This is a genomic window from Pseudomonas quercus, from assembly GCF_012033695.1.
GTDB classification, from domain to species: domain Bacteria; phylum Pseudomonadota; class Gammaproteobacteria; order Pseudomonadales; family Pseudomonadaceae; genus Aquipseudomonas; species Aquipseudomonas quercus.
Genome location: NZ_JAAVJI010000022.1, coordinates 1 through 17,959, shown reverse-complemented (window position 1 = coordinate 17,959; position 17,959 = coordinate 1). Strand labels below are relative to the sequence as shown.

The window sequence follows — 17,959 nt, the reverse complement described above, 5'->3', positions numbered from 1 at the left end:
TATTTTTATCTGTGAGCGGCGCTGCGCTGCTGAAGAGGCGAAACCATGAAGACGACCATCGAATTGCCTCTATTGCCACTACGTGATGTGGTGGTTTACCCGCATATGGTTATCCCACTGTTCGTGGGTCGCGAAAAATCCATTGAAGCCCTCGAAGCGGCTATGGCAGGGGAAAAACAGATCCTGCTGCTGGCCCAGCGCAACCCGGGCGACGATGATCCGGGTGAAGACGCGCTCTACCGGGTAGGTACGGTGGCCACTGTGCTTCAGTTGCTGAAGCTGCCGGATGGCACGGTAAAAGTGTTGGTTGAAGGCGAGCAACGGGGTTCTGTAGACACGTTCATCGAGGTGGACGGGCACATACGCGCCAAGGTCAGCCTTATTGAAGAAAAGCCTGCGCCAGACCGCGAATCCGAAGTGTTCGTACGTAGCCTGTTGTCTCAGTTCGAGCAGTATGTGCAGCTGGGCAAGAAAGTGCCCGCGGAAGTGCTGTCTTCACTCAACAGCATTGATGAGCCAGGCCGCCTGGTAGATACCATGGCAGCGCACATGGCGCTGAAGATAGAGCAGAAGCAGGACATTCTCGAAATCATCGAGCTGTCTACGCGGGTAGAGCGTGTGCTGGCGCTGCTTGATGCAGAAATCGACCTGTTGCAGGTTGAAAAACGTATCCGCGGCCGCGTGAAAAAGCAGATGGAGCGTAGCCAGCGCGAGTACTACCTGAACGAACAGATGAAGGCCATCCAGAAAGAACTGGGTGACGGCGATGAAGGCCACAACGAAGTCGAAGAGCTGAAAAAGCGCATCGAAGCGGCTGGCCTGCCCAAGGACGCATTGGCCAAAGCCAATGCCGAATTGAACAAGCTCAAGCAGATGTCGCCCATGTCGGCTGAGGCCACCGTGGTGCGCTCCTACATCGACTGGCTTGTTCAGGTGCCTTGGAAAGCCCAGAGCAAGGTACGGCTGGACCTGGCACGTGCCGAGCAGATCCTCGATGCCGACCATTATGGCCTTGAGGAAGTCAAGGAACGCATCCTTGAATACCTCGCGGTTCAGAAGCGGGTGAAGAAAATCCGTGGCCCGGTGCTTTGCCTGGTCGGCCCGCCTGGCGTGGGTAAAACCTCCTTGGCTGAGTCCATTGCCAATGCCACTAACCGCAAGTTCGTGCGCATGGCCCTGGGCGGTGTGCGTGACGAGGCGGAAATCCGTGGTCACCGCCGCACCTATATTGGCTCCATGCCGGGCCGCCTGATCCAGAAAATGACTAAAGTAGGCGTCCGCAACCCGTTGTTCCTGCTCGATGAAATCGACAAGATGGGAAGCGACATGCGTGGCGACCCGGCGTCAGCCCTGCTTGAAGTGCTGGACCCAGAACAGAACCACAATTTCAACGATCACTACCTGGAGGTCGATTACGACCTGTCGGACGTGATGTTCCTGTGCACCTCCAACTCCATGAACATTCCGCCGGCCTTGCTGGACCGGATGGAAGTCATTCGGCTGCCTGGGTACACGGAAGATGAAAAGATCAATATTGCCCAGCGCTACCTCACTCCAAAGCAGGTGGCGGCCAATGGCCTGAAAACGGCCGAGTTGAACATCGAAACGGCCGCGATCCGCGACATCATTCGTTACTACACGCGCGAAGCCGGTGTCCGTAGCCTGGAGCGTCAGATCGCCAAGATCTGCCGCAAGGTCGTCAAGGAGCATGCCCAGGCCAAGCATTTGTCGGTTACCGTGTCACCTGATTCGCTGGAGCACCTGCTGGGCGTACGCAAGTTCCGTTATGGCTTGGCAGAACAGCAGGACCAGGTCGGCCAGGTCACCGGTTTGGCGTGGACGCAGGTAGGTGGTGAGTTGCTGACCATCGAAGCTGCGGTAGTTCCTGGTAAAGGTAACCTGATCAAAACGGGTTCACTGGGCGATGTGATGGGCGAATCCATCACGGCGGCCATGACCGTGGTGCGCAGCCGTGCGAAAAGCCTGGGTATTGCCTTGGACTTCCACGAGAAGCGCGATACCCACATTCACATGCCTGAAGGTGCCACGCCCAAGGACGGCCCAAGCGCAGGCGTAGGCATGTGCACGGCTGTGGTGTCGGCCTTGACCCAGATCCCTGTGCGCGCCGATGTGGCCATGACCGGTGAAATCACCCTGCGTGGCCAAGTCCTGGCCATTGGCGGGTTGAAGGAAAAACTGCTGGCAGCACACCGGGGTGGCATCAAGACTGTAGTGATTCCAGAGGAAAACGTACGCGACCTCAAGGAAATCCCGGACAACATCAAGCAGGATCTGCAGATCAAGCCTGTCAAATGGATTGACGAGGTCCTGCAAATTGCGCTGCAATACGCGCCGGAGCCCTTGCCTGACGTTGCTTCGGACATTGTGGCCAAGGACGACAAGCGTGAGGGTGATGCCAAGGAAAGGGTCAGCACGCACTGACAGCCCACTCGCAGAATTCCCAAGCCGCTGTAACAGGCGGCTTGTTTTGTCGGAACCATTTGTCCGGCACCTGTTACCGCCTAAAAAACTTAGAAATAACTCAAGATAGAGATAAGGGGACTTAGAGTGAACAAGTCGGAACTGATCGATGCCATCGCAACATCTGCTGATATCCCGAAAGCCGTTGCTGGTCGAGCGCTGGACGCCGTGATTGAATCCGTTACTGATGCACTGAAGTCTGGTGACTCCGTGGTACTGGTCGGTTTCGGTACATTCCAGGTCAAGGAGCGTGCTGAGCGCACAGGCCGCAACCCGCAGTCGGGCGAAGCCATCAAAATCAGCGCCGCCAAGATCCCTGGTTTCAAGCCCGGCAAGAACCTGAAAGAAGCGGTGAATAAGTTGGAGAAAGGCTCCAAGGCCGCGGCTAGCAAACCAGCCAAAAGTACGAAAAAAGCGGCCAACTGAATAACAGGCGGGTGCGACCTGGCCAAATCGGCCTGGGTCGGCTAGCCACGTAGGCGCAGATGGGCAAGTGACGAGAAGGCGCATCCTCGGATGCGCCTTTTTCATATCGGTTCTGGGCGGTCATGGATGTAGATGGCCGTTGCTGGGGGAAGCATGCTTCAAAACATCAGGGACAATTCACAAGGGTGGATTGCCAAGACAATCATCGGCGTTATCGTGGTGCTGATGGCACTCACGGGCTTTGACGCGATCTTCCGCGCCACCAGCCATAGCCAGGACGCTGCCAAGGTAAACGGCGATACCATCAGCCAAGCTGAGCTTGGCCAGGCGGTAGAGCGCCAGCGGCGCCAGCTGATGCAACAGTTGGGGCGTGAATTCGACCCCTCACTGCTGGACGACAAAATGTTGCGTGAAGCGGCCCTCAAAGGGCTTATTGACCGCAAGCTGCTGGTTCAAGGCGCTCACAATGCGGGCTTTGCCTTCTCTGATGCAGCGGTTGACCAGGAAATTCTCCGTACCCCGCAGTTCCAGCAAAACGGCCAGTTCAGCGCCGAACGCTTTGATCAGTTCATCGGCCAACTGGGCCTGTCCCGCCTGCAGTTCAGGCAGGTACTGGCCGAAGAGATGCTGATCGGCCAACTGCGTGCAGGCTTAGGGGGCACCAGCTTCGTAACCGACGATGAAGTGACGGCTTATGCCCGGCTGAGCAAGCAGACCCGTGATTTTGCCAGCCTCACGCTGAAGGCCGATGCTTCGGCCATCAAAGTCAGCGATGAAGACGTGAAAGCGTACTACGAGGCCCATGCCAAAGAGTTCATGAGCCCGGATCAGGTTGTGATCGACTATATCGAGCTGAAGAAGTCCGCCTTCTTCGACCAGGTAAAGGTCAGCGACGAGGACCTGCAGGCCCAGTATCAGAAAGAAATCGCCAACCTGGCTGAGCAACGCCGCGCTGCCCACATTCTTGTAGAAGTGAACGACAAGGTCAGCGACGAACAGGCCAAGGCCCGGATCACTGAAATCCAGGCTCGGCTGGCCAAGGGCGAAGACTTCGCCAAAGTGGCCAAGGAAACCTCTCAGGATCCGGGTTCGGCTGCCAGTGGTGGTGACCTGGGCTACGCAGGCAAGGGCGTCTATGACGAAGCCTTTGAAACGGCGCTGTATGCACTCAAGCCGGATCAAGTCTCCGGGCCGGTGCGCACCCAGTTTGGCTATCACCTGATTAAGCTGTTGGGCGTAGAGGCGCCACAGGTGCCTTCGTTCGCCAGTGTGAAGGACAAGCTTACCCGCGAGCTGAAAACCGCTCAGGTCGAGCAGCATTATGTGGACGCTACCAAGAAACTGGAAGACGCCGCCTTCGAAGCCTCGGACCTGGTTCAACCTGCCCAGGACCTGAACCTGAAGGTGCAAACCTCCGAGCCCTTCGGGCGGGATGGTGGTGCGCAGGGCATCACGGCTAACCGTGCTGTGATTCAGGCAGCGTTTAGCCAGGAAGTGCTGGAAGAGGGCGCCAACAGCAGCGCTATCGAACTGGACCCGGATACCACCGTAGTGGTCCATGCCAAAGAGCACCGCAAACCCACTCAGCTTACCCTGGAAGCGGTGGCTGATCCGATTCGCCGTGAACTGGCCCGTGAACGCGCCGCTGCTGCAGCCAAGGCCAAGGGTGAAGCCCTTGTTGCTGGGCTACGCGATGGCAAGGTATCGCCGACGGCGGCCCAGGACGGCCAAACCTGGAAAACCGTGGAAGCGGCCAGCCGTTCGCAGGAAGGTTTCGATGCTGCGGTGTTGAATGCCGTGTTCAAGATGCCAAAACCCACTGAGAAGGGTAAACCCACGTACGACACCATTGCCTTGCGCGACGGTAGCCTGGTGGTGTTGCGCTTGAACGGCGTCAATGAAGGTGCAGTACCTACGGATGCCGAGAAGGCCAGCTATCGTCAGGCATTGGCCTCGCGCCGGGGCCAGATGGACTTCGCTGCGTTCCGCAAACTGCTGGAAGAGAAGGCTGAAGTGAAACGGTACTGATACGGTTCGCTTGCTGGCCATTGCCCTTACACCCAGGCTTAGCCTGCGGTGTAAGGGGGGTGAGGGCTTCATGCCCTGCAAAGCATGCAAAAAGGCCGCTTCTTCAAGCGGCCTTTTTGTGAGTGAAAGAACCGGTTATTCGGTCAAGTCACCCATGGCGGTCGTATTGAAGCCGCCGTCCACATACATGATTTCGCCGCTGATACCGGACGCCAGGTCCGAACACAGGAATGCACCGGCATTGCCGACTTCGTCGATAGTCACGTTACGGCGCAAAGGGGTCTGGGCCTCGTTGGCATCCAGCATCTTGCGGAAGTTCTTGATACCCGAAGCGGCCAGGGTACGGATGGGCCCGGCAGAAATCGCGTTTACGCGAATGCCGTCGGCACCCAGGCTGCGCGCCAGGTAACGTACGCCCGCTTCCAGGCTGGCCTTGGCCATGCCCATCACATTGTAGTTAGGCATGGTGCGCTCGGCGCCCAGGTACGACAAGGTCAGCAGGCTGCCATTGCGCCCCTTCATCAATTCGCGACCTGCTTTGGCCAGGGCAACGAAGCTGTAGGCACTAATGTCGTGAGCGATACGGAACCCGTCACGCGTCGTTGCAGAGGTGAAGTCGCCGTCCAGTTGGTCGCCAGGGGCAAAACCTACAGAGTGAACGATGCAATCCAGGCCATCCCATTGTTTGGCCAGCGCTTCGAACACCTTGGCGATTTCTTCGTCATTGGCCACGTCGCAAGGGAAGCACAGCGCAGGGCTGGAGCCCCAGCCAGCGGCGAATTCCTCTACGCGCCCCTTCAGCTTGTCGTTCTGGTAGGTGAAGGCCAGCTCTGCACCTTCGCGATGCATCGCTGCTGCGATACCCGAAGCAATGGACAATTTGCTGGCTACACCAACGATCAGTACGCGCTTACCGGCGAGAAAACCCATGTGTTTGTTCCTCTTCTAATTAATCGACAGCGACCGGGGCCAGAAAGGCTGCTTCCAGTAGCTGTTGTGTGTAGGGGTGTTGCGGCGCGGCAAAAATGGCTGCGGCCTCCCCTTGTTCTACGACCTGGCCCTGCTTCATGACCACCAACTGGTGGCTCAGCGCCTTGACCACTGCCAGGTCATGGCTGATGAACACGTATGTCAGGCCATGCCTGGCCTGCAATGAACGCAATAATTCCACCACTTGGCGTTGAACCGTTCGGTCCAGCGCCGAGGTGGGTTCGTCCAGCACCATCAGTGCCGGCTGTAGCACCAAGGCTCTGGCGATGGCCACGCGTTGCCGCTGGCCTCCAGAAAACTCGTGAGGGTAGCGGTGCCGAGTGTCCGGGTCCAGGCCTACCTCTCTCAATACGGCAATGACCGCCGCCTGTTGCTCCTGTGGCGTACCGATGCCATGAATGCGCAGCCCCTCGGCAACGATCTGCTCCACGCTCATACGCGGGCTGAGGCTGCCGAACGGGTCCTGAAACACCACCTGCAACTCTCGCCGCAAGGGCCGTACCTCAGCCCGGCTCAGCCCTTGCAGATCCTTGCCTTGGAACCGTATGACGCCTTGGCTATGGATAAGCCGCAGGATGGCCAGGCCCAACGTGGATTTACCCGACCCACTTTCGCCGACCACTCCCAGGGTTTGCCCGCGCTGCAATGTAAAGCCTATGCCATCCACGGCCTTTATGTGGTCCGTGGTTCGGCGCAGTACCCCTTTGCGTATCGGGAACCAGACCTTCAGGTGCTGCACGTCCAGCAAAGGCTCGGCGGGCGGGTTGTGGGCCGGTGCGCCTGCTGGCTCTGCCGCCAGCAACTCTCGGGTGTAGGGGTGCGCTGGCTGCTTGAACAACTGCTCGCACGTAGCCTGTTCGACGATGCAACCGCGCTGCATGACACATACGCGGTGGGCAATTCGTCGTACCAGGTTCAAATCATGGCTGATGAGCAGCATCGCCATGCCCAGGCGTGCCTGGAGGTCCTTGAGCAAGTCGAGAATACGCAGCTGTACCGTCACATCCAGGGCGGTGGTAGGCTCGTCTGCAATCAGCAGTTCAGGCTCGTTGGCCAGGGCCATGGCAATCATTACGCGCTGACGCTGGCCGCCCGACAGTTCATGGGGCAGGGCTTTGAGCCGTCGAGCCGGTTCCGCAATACCCACCAAGGCCAGCAACTCAAGAATGCGTTCACGCGCAGCTGAGCCTTGCAGCCCTTTATGCAAGGCCAGCACTTCGCCGATCTGCTTTTCAATAGGCTGCAACGGGTTCAACGACGTCATGGGCTCCTGGAAAATCATCGCAATACGATTGCCACGGATCTTCTGAAGGGTACGCTCGTTGGCCTGTAGCAGGTCCTGCCCGCCATAGCGGATTTCCCCATTAGGGTGGCGGGCCAAGGGGTAGGGCAGCAGCCGCAGGATCGAGTGGGCGGTGACTGATTTCCCTGAGCCGCTTTCACCCACCAAGGCCAGGGTTTCCCCACGGCGAATGTCGAAGCTGACATCGGACACCGCACGCTGCACCTGATTGTCGCCTTGAAACTCAACCGCAAGGTTTCGAACTTCGATCAGGGTCTCATGGCTCATGTCATTTCCTTGGGTCGAACGCATCGCGGGCGGCCTCCCCGATAAACACCAGCAGGCTGAGCATCAGCGCCAGCACAGTAAACGCACTCAAGCCCAGCCAGGGCGCCTGAAGGTTGCCTTTGGCTTGGCTCACCAGTTCCCCTAGCGAGGGTGAGCCGGCGGGCAAGCCAAAACCCAGGAAATCCAGAGCCGTCAGCGTGCCGATGGCCCCCGTGAGAATGAATGGCAGGAACGTCATGGTAGACACCATGGCGTTGGGCAGTATGTGGTGAAACATGATGGGGCCGTCACGCATGCCCAGGGCACGCGCGGCGCGAACATACTCCAGGTTGCGCCCGCGCAGGAATTCGGCCCGTACCACGTCCACCAGGCTCATCCAGGAAAACAGCAACATGATCCCCAGCAGCCACCAGAAGTTGGGCTGCACAAAGCTGGCCAGAATGATCAATAAGTACAGTACAGGAAGGCCGGACCACACCTCCAGAAAACGCTGACCTGCCAGGTCTACCCACCCTCCGTAGAACCCCTGCAGCGCCCCTGCCAGTACGCCCACTACCGAGCTGAGTAGCGTGAGGGTAAGGGCGAATAGCACGGAAATGCGAAAACCGTAGATCACCCGTGCCAGCACGTCGCGGCCTTGATCGTCGGTGCCTAGCCAGTTCTGCCGGGAAGGCGGCGCCGGGGCGGGGACTTTCAGCTCGTAGTTGATGCTCTGGTAACTGAAGGGGATAGGTGCCCACAGTACCTTCGCACCCTGGCGCTCCAGCAGGTCACGCACATAGGGGCTTTTGTAATTGGCTTCCAAGGGGAACTCGCCCCCAAAGGCGGTTTCCGGGTAACGCTCGAACGCTGGAAAATACCAGGCGTCGTTGAGGTGAATCAGCAACGGCTTGTCGTTTGCAATCAGTTCGGCACCCAGGCTGAGCACAAACAAGGTGCTGAACAGCCATAGCGACCACCAGCCTCGTTTGTGGGCCTTGAACCGCTGCAGCCTTCGCCGGTTGAGAGGGGAAAGGGCCATCAGTGCTTCCTGCCTTCAAAGTCGATGCGGGGGTCTACGAGGGTATAAGTCAGGTCGCCGATCAGTTTCACCAGCAGGCCCACCAGTGTGAAGATGAACAGTGTGCCGAACACGACAGGGTAATCCCGGTTGATCGCGGCCTCGAAGCTCATCAAGCCAAGCCCGTCCAAGGAAAAGATGACCTCGATCAACAGCGAGCCTGTGAAGAAAATGCCAATGAAGGCGGATGGAAAACCGGCCACTACCAGCAGCATGGCGTTGCGAAACACATGCCCATACAGCACTTTGCGGCGGGTAAGGCCCTTTGCTCGCGCTGTGACCACATATTGCTTGCCGATTTCGTCGAGAAAGCTGTTCTTGGTCAGTAGGGTCATGGTGGCGAAGTTGCCAATCACCAGTGCGGTGACCGGCAGTACCAAATGCCAGAAATAGTCGAGCACCTTGCCACCCACGCTGAGCTGGTTGAAGTCATTTGAGGTCAGCCCGCGTAACGGGAACCAGTTCAGGTAGCTGCCGCCAGCGAACAGCACGATAAGCAGGATGGCAAACAGGAACGCCGGTACGGCATAACCGATGACAATGGCTGAACTGGTCCATACGTCAAAGGCAGAGCCATGACGGGTAGCTTTGGCTATCCCCAAAGGGATGGAGACCAGGTACATGATCAGGGTGCTCCACAGCCCCAGGGAAATAGAGACCGGCATTTTCTCCAGAATCAGGTCAGTCACTTTGGCGTCTCGGAAGAAACTGTCGCCGAAATCCAGCCGGGCATAGTTCTTGATCATGATCCAGAGCCGCTCGGGCGCAGGCTTGTCGAACCCATACAGGCGCTCGATTTCGGAGATCAGCGCAGGGTCCAGGCCTTGTGCGCCCCGGTAGTTGGAGCCGGCCATGGCCACTTCCGCGCCACCGCCGCCGATGCGGCTGGTAGCGCCCTCGAAGCCTTCGAGCTTGGCGATCATCTGCTCGACTGGGCCGCCTGGCGCCGCCTGAATGATTATGAAATTGATGATCAGGATGCCAAAGAGCGTGGGTACGATCAGCAACAGGCGCCGTATGAAGTAGGCCAGCATCAGTGCGCCTCCGCGGCTGGTTTGGCCCACCAGGTGTTCAAGCCAATGTCATAGCGTGGTGGCCGGGCAGGGTGGCCAAAGCGGTTCCAGTAAGCGACCCGCCAAGTATCCAGGTGCCAATTGGGGATCAGGATCGCATTCCAGGACAAAACACGGTCCAGCGCCTTGGCGTGGGTGACGAGGCTGGCCCGTGAATCGGCGTTGATCAGGCCGTCCACCAAGGTATCCACGGCCGGGTCCTTCAAGCCCATGAAGTTACGGCTGCCGGGGTTGTCGGCGGCGGCGCTGGACCAATAGCCGCGCTGTTCGTTGCCTGGAGACGCCGATTGAGGAAAGCTGGCAACGATCATGTCGAAATCCCTGGAGCGAAGGCGGTTCACATATTGGGACATGTCTACCCGGCGCAATACAAGGTCGATACCCAGGTCCTTGAGGTTGCGCTTGTAGGGCAGCAGGATGCGTTCGAAATCGGGTTGGGCAACCAGGAATTCAATCACCGCAGGCTGGCCTTGAGCGTCTAGCATTCGGTCGTCCTGAATATGCCAGCCGGCTTCTTGCAACAGCCGATAGGCTTCGCGTTGTTGCTCGCGGATCATGCCACTGCCATCGGTAACCGGGTTCTCCCAGGGCTGAGTAAACACTTCGGCCGGGACCTGGCCACGCAGTGGTTCCAGCAGCTTGAGCTCTGCTGCGTCTGGTAGCCCCTTGGCAGCCATTTCGGAGTTTTCAAAGAAGCTGGTGTTGCGTTTGTAGGCGCCATTGAACAACTGCTTGTTGGTCCATTGGAAATCCAGCATCAAGGCCAGCGCGCGGCGCACCCTTATGTCAGTAAACAGGGGGCGCCGCTGGTTGAACACGAACCCTTGCATGCCCGTGGGGCTGCCATTGGGCAGCTCTTCGCGCACCAGGCGGCCCTCTTTTACAGCGGGCACGTCATAGGCGGTGGCCCAGTTTTTGGCGATCATTTCTTGCCAGTAATCAAACTGGCCGGCCTTCAGGCCTTCCAGGGCAACAGTGGAGTCGCGGTAATAGTCGTAAACCAAGGCGTCGAAATTGTACTGCCCGCGGTTCACGGGCAGGTCCTTGGCCCAGTAGTCTTTCACGCGCTCATACCGTATGGAGCGGCCCGCCTGCACGGAGGCAATACGGTAGGGGCCGCCCCCAAGCGGAATATCCAGGTTGCCTCGTTCGAAGTCCCGGCCTTCCCAATAGTGTTTAGGCAATATGGGCAGTTGGCCAAGGATGAGTGGAAGCTCACGGTTCCCATTGCTTTTGAACTTGAACAGCACCTGCAACGGGTTCTCTACGACCACTTGGGCGACGTCGGCATAGTAGGTACGGTAGAACGGCGCGCCTTGGGTCGTGAGTGCGGTAAAGCTGAAGGCAACGTCTTCGGCACGCAGCGGGTGACCGTCATGGAAGCGCGCTTCCGGGCGCAGGTAGAAGCGTACCCACGTGTGGTCCGGGGCCTTCTCGATGCGGGAGGCTACCAGCCCGTATTCGGTCATGGGTTCATCCAGGCCTTGTACGGCCAGGGTGTCGTACAGCTGGCCCAGGCCATCGGCCGGGATGCCCTTGGTGATGTAAGGGTTAAGGCTATCGAACCCGCCAATGGCAGCTTGCCGGAAGGTGCCGCCTTTGGGGGCATCCGGGTTCACATAATCGAAGTGCGTAAACGTAGAAGGGTAACGAGGCGGCTCGTCGTATAGCGTAATAGCATGTTCGTTGCCCGCGCGTGCTATTCCGGTTGCCACCAGCAACAGGGTACAGGCTAGCCGGGGTAGGGCAGAGTGAAGCGTCATCGGTCGATCTCCACGGGCTTGAGCCACCAGGTGTTCAAGGCCAGCGCATAAGGCGGTGTAGGCAGAAAGGCGAAACGGTTTCGGTACGCCAGGCGATGATAAGCCAGGTACCAGTTGGGAATCATGTAATGCTGCCACAGCAGTACCCTATCCAGCGCCCGCGCCGCAGCCACCTGATCCTCGCGGCTATGGGCGGCCAGCAACTGCTCCAGCAAGCGGTCCACTACAGGGTTTGCAATGCCGGCGTAGTTCTTGCTCCCCTTGATGCCTACTTGGCTGGAGTGGAAGTATTGCCATTGCTCAAGGCCTGGGCTGAGCGTCTGCGGCAAGGTCATGAGAACCATGTCAAAGTCGAACTGGTCCAGGCGTTGCTTGTATTGTGCCCGGTCCACCGTGCGCAACTGCGCGTTGATGCCCATGCGTGCCAGGTTTTCCACGTAGGGCTCCAGAATGCGCTCCAGAGAGGGGTTCACCAGCAGCAATTCCACTTGCAACGGCTGGCCCAGGCGGTTGCGCCATTGCCCATCACGGTATATCCAACCCGCTTCGGCCAATAGCGACATGGCCGTGCGCAGTGCGTCCCGTGGCAGGCCGTTGCCATCGGTGTGCGGCACCGTGAAGGGCTCAGTGAACAGGCTTGGAGGCAAGCGCTTGCGCCAGGGGGAAAGCAGCAGTGCCTCCTGCCCGGTAGGCACGCCTTTGGCCGTAAAATCACTGTTGGGGAAGTAGCTCGCTGCGCGCTGGTAGGCATCGCTGAAAAGCGTGCGGTTGGTCCATTCGAAATCGAACAGCAGCCCCAAGGCTTGGCGCACCCGAACATCGCTGAAGCGTGCGTGGCGCGTATTGATGAACAACCCCTGGGTTTGCGTGGGTATACGGTGTGCGATTTCCTGCCGAATCACTCGCCCCTCGGCTACCGCTGGGAAATTGTACCCACCGGCCCAGTTCTTGGCCTGATGCTCGATGTAAATATCGAATTCGCCCGCCTTGAACGCTTCGAACGCCACATTGCTGTCGCGGTAGAACTCAACTTCGACACGGTCGAAGTTGTATTTACCCTGGTTCACGGGCAGGTCTTTGCCCCACCACTGCCTGTTGCGCTCGAACACCAGCCGTCGGCCGGGCACCACCTGGGTGATGCGGTAGGGCCCGCTGGTAACAGGGGGGTCGAAGGTGGTCGCCTGGAAGTCCCGGCCTTGCCAGTAATGCCGAGCAAGCACGGGCATTTCCCCCAGGCGCAGGATAAGCAGTGGGTTGCCCGCCCGCTTGAACACAAAACGCACGCGGTGCGGGCCTAGCAGGTCCACGCGCTGCACTTCCTGAAGGCTGGTGCGGTATTGGGGGTGCCCTTGCTTGAGCAGCGTCTGGTAGGAAAACACAACGTCTGCCGCCGTAACCGGCCGGCCATCGCTGAAACGGGCCGCAGGGCGCAGGTTGAACACAACCCAGCTGCGGTCATCGGCGTATTCGACCGTGCGCGCAATCAGGCCATAGCTGGCGGTAGGCTCGTCGCCCGACGGGTCGTACTGCCCAGTGCCTATCATCAGCGGCTCGCTCAGTTCGCTAACGCCATATTGGAGGAAGTTGGCGGTGGCAGTAGGGCTTGTGCCTTTGAGGGTGTAGGGGTTCAGGGTGTCGAATGTGCCGGCTGCCATGATCCGCAGCGTGCCGCCTTTGGGCGCATTCGGGTTGGCCCAACCAAAGTGGGTGAAGCTGGCAGGGTATTTGAGGGTGCCAAATTGCGCGTAGCCATGGCTTTCAATGCGCGTAGCCAGGGCAGGGCCAGAGAGGGCCAAGCCCAGCAGCAGGAAAAGAAGAGCGCGCATCAGGTCACAGCTTCGAAGTGGCCAGGCGCTACCTTACCACGGACGGTGAAGTCCGCGCAGGCGGCGGCCTTACTAAGGCTGTGTTGTTACCGGTCTACGTAGACGGTCAGCGTTTGCCCAGGGCGCAGGGCTTTGCCTACCCGAGGATTCCAGCGCTTGAGGTGCTGTGCAGGCACATTGAACCGCTTGGCCACCAGAGAGTAGGAGTCCCCCTTGCGCACGGTGTATTGGGTAGTGCGGCGGGCCTGTGCAGCTTGAACAGCCTTGCTAGGCTTTGCGCCGCCTTGCATCACCAGCATTTGCCCGGCCCGGAGGCGTTTGCCACTGAGCTTGTTCCAGCGCTGAAGTTCGCTCACGCTGACCTTGTTGGCCTTGGCAATGGAGGAGAGGTTGTCCCCGGAGCGCACCCGATAATTACGCCGCTGTGCCGGTGCAGTGCTGGCGACCTGTTCGAAGACTTTCTCGCGCGGCCTCAGGGAAAGCAGTTGTTCGGGTTTCATGGCAGACAGGCTGTCGGCCAGCAGCTGGGCCTTGGCCGTGGGCACCAGAAGGTGCTGTGGACGGTCCAGGGTCATGCGTTTCTTGAAGGCAGGGTTGAGCTGGTAGAGCTCGTCTTCGTCGATGTCCGCCAATGCGGCAACCCGTGCCAGGTCCAGCCGTGTATTGACCTCGACCACCTTGAAATAGGGCTGGTTGGCGATGGGTTCCAGGTCCACGCCATAGGCCTGGGGTGAGGAAACCACTTGGGAAAGCGCCAGCAGCTTGGGGACGTAGTCGCGGGTTTCCTGCGGCAAGGGCAGGTTCCAGTAATCGGTGGGCAGGCCCAGCTTTTCATTGCGCTCGATAGCACGGCTGACGGTGCCTTCGCCGGCGTTGTAGGCCGCCAGGGCCAGCAGCCAGTCACCGTTGAACATCTCGTGCAGCTTGGTGAGGTAGTCCAGTGCGGCCGTGGTGGACGCGGTAACGTCCTGGCGACCGTCGTAGAGGTTGGTCTGGCGCAGGTTGAAGTAGCGGCCCGTGGACGGAATGAACTGCCATAGCCCCACTGCATTGGCGCGGGACAGTGCCAAAGGGTTGTAGGCGCTTTCGATCACCGGGAGCAGTGCAAGCTCCAAGGGCATGTTGCGCTCTTCAAGGCGCTCAACGATGTAGTGCAGATAGAGGCTGCCGCGGTCGGCGGAGCCCAGCAGGAATTGGGGGTTGCTCACGAACCAGAGCCGTTGCTGCTCTACGCGCGGGTTGACGTCCACGCCGTCTTGCAACTGGAAGCCGTCCCGCATGCGGGTCCAGAGGTCCAAGGGGGCCTGGTGCGTGTCGCGTGCAGCCTGGAACACCGGCTTTGGCCTGGCCCGCTTCATCAACGCAGAGGCAGGCTTTGCAGTAGGGGCCTCGTCTACCGTGGCCGCGCTCTGGCACCCCGCCAGTGCAGCGGATGCAGTCAGCGCTATGGCTTGGGCAAGCCGTGTAAGGGCACGGGAAGACGAGGAGGCAGGCGTGAGAAGCGACATTGGCGGCAGGGATGTCCGGGCAAAAATGTGCGGGGATTCTAGAAAGGGGGTGGTGGATGGTCAACCTTTCAAAACAATCCCCTGGTGTGGAGGGGGGTCAGAACACATCCTTCCAGGCGCGGATAGCGGCGAAGACAGCGGCCTCGCTCTCCAACGGAGTGCCCGCACGGCGCTCCATTATTTGTTTAACAGATGTTTCTCCAGCCCGAAGGAAGGGGTTGGTCGCTTTCTCTATGGCCAGGGTACTGGGCAGAGTGATTTCATTGCGTGCCCGCTGTTCGGCCACCTGGGCCAGGCGCTGGGCAAGCACCGTATTGCCAGGCTCGACGGCGTGCGCAAAGCGCAGGTTGCTCAAGGTGTACTCATGGGCGCAATACACCAGCGTTTCGTCTGGCAGGGTCGACAGCCTGCCGAGGGACGTATGCATCTGTGCGGCAGTGCCTTCGAACAGCCTGCCGCAGCCTCCGGCAAACAACGTGTCGCCACTGAACACCAGTGGCTGGGTTGGGCTTTCGTGGATAAAGGCAATATGCCCAGCGGTGTGCCCTGGAACCAGCACGGCTCGTAGGTCCAAGCCCAGCACCTGCAGCCGAGCGTTGTCTTCCAGACGCCGGTCCAGTGAAGGAATATGTTCACCGGCAGGGCCGGACACGATCGCGCCTGTGTGCTGCTTGAGCGCAACCACACCACCGGTATGGTCGTGGTGGTGATGAGTGACCAGAATGTCCGTCAATATCCATTGGGGGTGTGCGTCGAGCCAGTGCCTCACAGGGGCGGCGTCCCCAGGGTCCACCACCGCGCAGCGGCGTGTCGAATCATCCTGTAACAGCCAGATGTAGTTATCGGTGAATGCGCTCAGGGCATTGATCTGTATCATGGCGGGGTTCGCTACGCTTTGAAGTAGATTGCACATAGTAGGGCCGGCGGGGCACAGGGGAAACCCGGAGGAGCAGCAATGTCAGTCAAGCCATTCGCACAGGCGGATCAGCAATGGGTCGAGCTCATCGGCCAGGCCAGGGAGTGGTTCGAAGAGCCGTTGGGCCAGTTGCTGCTGCGCGAGGAGCAGGCCGTGCTATGCGCAGAGCTGGAAAAGTTCTTCGGCGGTTACCTTGTGCACTACGGCCCCCACGCCGAAGCGCCCCCTGTGGCGGCACGCATCCAGCACCATGTAAGGCTGGGTGCGCCATTGCCAGGGGTGCAGATCGCCTGCGAAGAGCAGGCGTGGCCGCTGGGGGAGCACGCTGCAGACCTGGTCGTGCTTCAGCATGGGCTGGACTTTTCCCTATCCCCTCATGGTTTGCTGCGCGAGGCCGCACGGGCAGTGCGCCCCGGTGGGCACCTGGTGATCGTTGGCATCAATCCTTGGAGCCCGTGGGGCGCGCGCCGTGCGTTCTCCCAAGGTGCATTACGCAGGGCCCGCTGCATCTCGGCGTCCCGGGTCGCGGACTGGTTGAACCTGCTGGGTTTCGCACTGGAGAAAAGGCGTTTCGGGTGCTATTGTCCGCCGCTTGCCTCGCCTGCCTGGCAAGCCCGCATGGCGGGCTGGGAGCGTGTCGCGGGTCGTTGGCAGAGCGTGGGTGGCGGTTTTTACGTGCTGATCGCGCGCAAGCTGGTGGTGGGTTTGCGTCCTTTGCGCCCGCCACGCCGCGAGCCCATGGGCAAATTGCTGCCCCTGCCATTGGCCAAGCTCAACAGGCGTGAAGGCGGTCAATAAGCGGTTCACGTTTCGATACAGGCTGAACAATGAGCGATGTCGTAGAAATTTTCACGGATGGGGCCTGCAAGGGCAACCCGGGCGCCGGCGGCTGGGGTGCGCTGCTGGTGTGTGCGGGCGTGGAAAAAGAGCTGTGGGGGGGCGAGCCTTCCACCACCAACAACCGTATGGAGCTGATGGCTGCCATCCGCGGGCTCGAAGCGCTTAAACGATCCTGCCAGGTCAACCTCGTCACGGATTCCGAATACGTGATGAAAGGCATTCAGCAGTGGATGCCCAACTGGAAGAAGCGCGGTTGGAAAACAGCGGCCCGCGAGCCTGTGAAAAACGCCGACCTCTGGCAGTTGCTGGATGCTCAGGTGGCCAGGCACCAGGTGAGCTGGCAATGGGTACGCGGGCATACCGGCCACCATGGCAACGAGCGGGCCGACGACCTGGCCAACCGCGGTGTCAGCGAGGTGCGCCAGCTTCGTCAGGGTCAACAGGGGGTAAGGTCATGACAACACCAATGACGGCTCAGCGTATCGTAGTGTTCGATACGGAAACCACAGGCATGCCAGTCACCGATGGCCACCGTGTGCTGGAGATCGGCTGTGTGGAGGTTGTGGGGCGGCGGCTTACCGGGCGCAATTTCCATATCTACCTGCAGCCAGACCGGGAAAGCGACGAAGGGGCCATTGGTGTTCACGGCATAACGTCGGAGTTTCTGAGGGGCAAGCCCCGGTTCGCCGAAGTGGCGGACGAATTCTTCGAGTACATTCAGGGGGCCACGCTCGTGGCCCACAACGCCGCGTTCGACGTAGGCTTCATCAACAACGAATTCGCCTTGCTGGGTCAGGCAGACCGGGCAGACCTCACCCAGTACTGCACTGTTATCGATTCCCTGGCATTGGCGCGCGCGCGTCACCCTGGCCAGCGTAATAGCCTGGACGCCCTGTGCAAAAGGTACGGGATCGACTTGAGCGAGCGTACGCTGCACGGCGCGTTGCTGGATGCCGAGCTGCTCGCCGACGTTTACCTGACCATGACAGGTGGCCAAACCACCTTGTCACTGGCCGGAAGCGGCGAGGGAGAAGAGGGCGACAGTGGGCACGGCAGCGAAGTACGCCGGCCGTTGCTCAGCCGGCCTGCCGGGCGGGTGATCGCAGCCAATGAAGCAGAGTTGGCGTCTCATGTGGAACACCTTGCCCGCATTGCAAAAGCAGCGGGTGCCCCGGCATTGTGGGCACAGGAAGGTAACCCGGCATAAGCCTGCTACATCCGCTGTTGGTGGAACCTAAGTATGTTCAACAGCACGTTGGAAGCAGTCAGCCCCAATGAAAAAGCCCCGGCCTAAGCTGTAATGCTGTTCACTTAAGCGGAGCAGCCTTACGATCCACCGGATACCGGGTTGTGGAAATCTTCACCGTCCTTGGTCGCCCTGGCCTTGGACGGTGATCCAGAAACATACCCGCGACACCTCCCCGCAACTCAGCCAACCTTCTACCCGTAGCTGATACCGGATTGGCCGCAGCCATGAC

General features: G+C 59.7%; 14 protein-coding genes and 1 pseudogene. 6 read left to right on the top strand and 9 right to left on the bottom strand.

Going from position 1 to position 17,959, the window contains the following annotated elements:
- Positions 1-45: 45 nt before the first annotated feature.
- From lon to HBH25_RS22045, 3 genes are all read left to right on the top strand, one after another.
- On the top strand, positions 46-2,442 hold the full coding sequence (gene lon / locus HBH25_RS22055; RefSeq protein ID WP_168086098.1) for an endopeptidase La: 2,397 nt from the start codon (positions 46-48) through the stop codon (positions 2,440-2,442).
- Between the two features lie 126 nt (positions 2,443-2,568).
- Positions 2,569-2,907 (top strand): HU family DNA-binding protein, encoded by a 339-nt coding sequence (locus HBH25_RS22050; RefSeq protein WP_168086097.1) that lies wholly within the window; start codon positions 2,569-2,571, stop codon positions 2,905-2,907.
- A 153-nt stretch (positions 2,908-3,060) separates the two neighbouring features.
- Entirely contained in the window at positions 3,061-4,935 is a 1,875-nt protein-coding gene (locus HBH25_RS22045; protein WP_168086096.1) for a SurA N-terminal domain-containing protein, read from the top strand.
- A gap of 135 nt (positions 4,936-5,070) precedes the next feature.
- Here HBH25_RS22045 and fabI read toward each other — a convergent pair whose 3' ends face one another.
- The 8 genes from fabI to gloB all read right to left on the bottom strand — a co-directional run bounded on the left by fabI (position 5,071) and on the right by gloB (position 15,602).
- On the bottom strand, positions 5,071-5,865 hold the full coding sequence (fabI, locus tag HBH25_RS22040) for an enoyl-ACP reductase FabI (protein ID WP_168086095.1): 795 nt from the start codon (positions 5,863-5,865) through the stop codon (positions 5,071-5,073).
- 19 nt (positions 5,866-5,884) lie between these two features.
- A complete protein-coding gene (locus HBH25_RS22035; protein WP_168086094.1) occupies positions 5,885-7,495 on the bottom strand; it encodes an ABC transporter ATP-binding protein in 1,611 nt (536 codons plus the stop codon).
- 1 nt (position 7,496) lies between these two features.
- On the bottom strand, positions 7,497-8,516 hold the full coding sequence (locus tag HBH25_RS22030) for an ABC transporter permease (RefSeq protein WP_168086093.1): 1,020 nt from the start codon (positions 8,514-8,516) through the stop codon (positions 7,497-7,499).
- Positions 8,516-9,589: a microcin C ABC transporter permease YejB gene (locus tag HBH25_RS22025; RefSeq protein ID WP_168086092.1), complete on the bottom strand. Its 1,074-nt coding sequence runs from the start codon at positions 9,587-9,589 to the stop codon at positions 8,516-8,518. Before HBH25_RS22025 ends, HBH25_RS22030 begins: the two co-directional genes overlap by 1 nt.
- The gene (locus HBH25_RS22020; protein ID WP_168086091.1) at positions 9,589-11,391 is read right to left on the bottom strand and encodes an extracellular solute-binding protein; all 1,803 of its coding nucleotides are present in this window, start codon (positions 11,389-11,391) and stop codon (positions 9,589-9,591) included. Before HBH25_RS22020 ends, HBH25_RS22025 begins: the two co-directional genes overlap by 1 nt.
- A complete protein-coding gene (locus HBH25_RS22015) occupies positions 11,388-13,217 on the bottom strand; it encodes an extracellular solute-binding protein (RefSeq protein WP_168086090.1) in 1,830 nt (609 codons plus the stop codon). The genes HBH25_RS22020 and HBH25_RS22015 overlap by 4 nt, the downstream gene beginning before the upstream one ends.
- Before the next feature lie 86 nt (positions 13,218-13,303).
- A complete protein-coding gene (locus HBH25_RS22010) occupies positions 13,304-14,725 on the bottom strand; it encodes a transglycosylase SLT domain-containing protein (RefSeq protein WP_168086089.1) in 1,422 nt (473 codons plus the stop codon).
- A 97-nt stretch (positions 14,726-14,822) separates the two neighbouring features.
- Positions 14,823-15,602, bottom strand: coding sequence for a hydroxyacylglutathione hydrolase (gene gloB, locus HBH25_RS22005; protein WP_168086088.1), 780 nt, complete (start codon positions 15,600-15,602; stop codon positions 14,823-14,825).
- A gap of 78 nt (positions 15,603-15,680) precedes the next feature.
- Here gloB and HBH25_RS22000 point away from each other — a divergent pair, with 78 nt between their 5' ends.
- From HBH25_RS22000 to dnaQ, 3 genes are read left to right on the top strand one after another with little or no spacing between them, the layout of a single operon-like run.
- On the top strand, positions 15,681-16,439 hold the full coding sequence (locus tag HBH25_RS22000; protein ID WP_168086087.1) for a methyltransferase domain-containing protein: 759 nt from the start codon (positions 15,681-15,683) through the stop codon (positions 16,437-16,439).
- Between the two features lie 29 nt (positions 16,440-16,468).
- A complete protein-coding gene (gene rnhA, locus HBH25_RS21995) occupies positions 16,469-16,939 on the top strand; it encodes a ribonuclease HI (RefSeq protein ID WP_168086086.1) in 471 nt (156 codons plus the stop codon).
- Between the two features lie 8 nt (positions 16,940-16,947).
- On the top strand, positions 16,948-17,688 hold the full coding sequence (gene dnaQ, locus HBH25_RS21990; RefSeq protein WP_168086113.1) for a DNA polymerase III subunit epsilon: 741 nt from the start codon (positions 16,948-16,950) through the stop codon (positions 17,686-17,688).
- Between the two features lie 100 nt (positions 17,689-17,788).
- On the opposite strand, the pseudogene HBH25_RS21985 reads toward dnaQ, so the two are convergent.
- Positions 17,789-17,959, bottom strand: a pseudogene (locus HBH25_RS21985) (IS4 family transposase); the annotation flags it as partial.

What these genes read in the sequence shown, in the direction of transcription:
- HBH25_RS22010 (WP_168086089.1), bottom strand. Translation starts at nt 14,725, where the DNA reads ATGTCGCTTCTCACGCCTGCCTCCTCGTCTTCCCGTGCCCTTACACGG.
- lon (WP_168086098.1), top strand. Translation starts at nt 46, where the DNA reads ATGAAGACGACCATCGAATTGCCTCTATTGCCACTACGTGATGTGGTG.
- HBH25_RS22045 (WP_168086096.1), top strand. Translation starts at nt 3,061, where the DNA reads ATGCTTCAAAACATCAGGGACAATTCACAAGGGTGGATTGCCAAGACA.
- HBH25_RS22015 (WP_168086090.1), bottom strand. Translation starts at nt 13,217, where the DNA reads ATGCGCGCTCTTCTTTTCCTGCTGCTGGGCTTGGCCCTCTCTGGCCCT.
- fabI (WP_168086095.1), bottom strand. Translation starts at nt 5,865, where the DNA reads ATGGGTTTTCTCGCCGGTAAGCGCGTACTGATCGTTGGTGTAGCCAGC.
- gloB (WP_168086088.1), bottom strand. Translation starts at nt 15,602, where the DNA reads ATGATACAGATCAATGCCCTGAGCGCATTCACCGATAACTACATCTGG.
- rnhA (WP_168086086.1), top strand. Translation starts at nt 16,469, where the DNA reads ATGAGCGATGTCGTAGAAATTTTCACGGATGGGGCCTGCAAGGGCAAC.
- HBH25_RS22000 (WP_168086087.1), top strand. Translation starts at nt 15,681, where the DNA reads ATGTCAGTCAAGCCATTCGCACAGGCGGATCAGCAATGGGTCGAGCTC.
- HBH25_RS22030 (WP_168086093.1), bottom strand. Translation starts at nt 8,516, where the DNA reads ATGGCCCTTTCCCCTCTCAACCGGCGAAGGCTGCAGCGGTTCAAGGCC.
- HBH25_RS22025 (WP_168086092.1), bottom strand. Translation starts at nt 9,589, where the DNA reads ATGCTGGCCTACTTCATACGGCGCCTGTTGCTGATCGTACCCACGCTC.
- HBH25_RS22035 (WP_168086094.1), bottom strand. Translation starts at nt 7,495, where the DNA reads ATGAGCCATGAGACCCTGATCGAAGTTCGAAACCTTGCGGTTGAGTTT.
- dnaQ (WP_168086113.1), top strand. Translation starts at nt 16,948, where the DNA reads ATGACGGCTCAGCGTATCGTAGTGTTCGATACGGAAACCACAGGCATG.
- HBH25_RS22020 (WP_168086091.1), bottom strand. Translation starts at nt 11,391, where the DNA reads ATGACGCTTCACTCTGCCCTACCCCGGCTAGCCTGTACCCTGTTGCTG.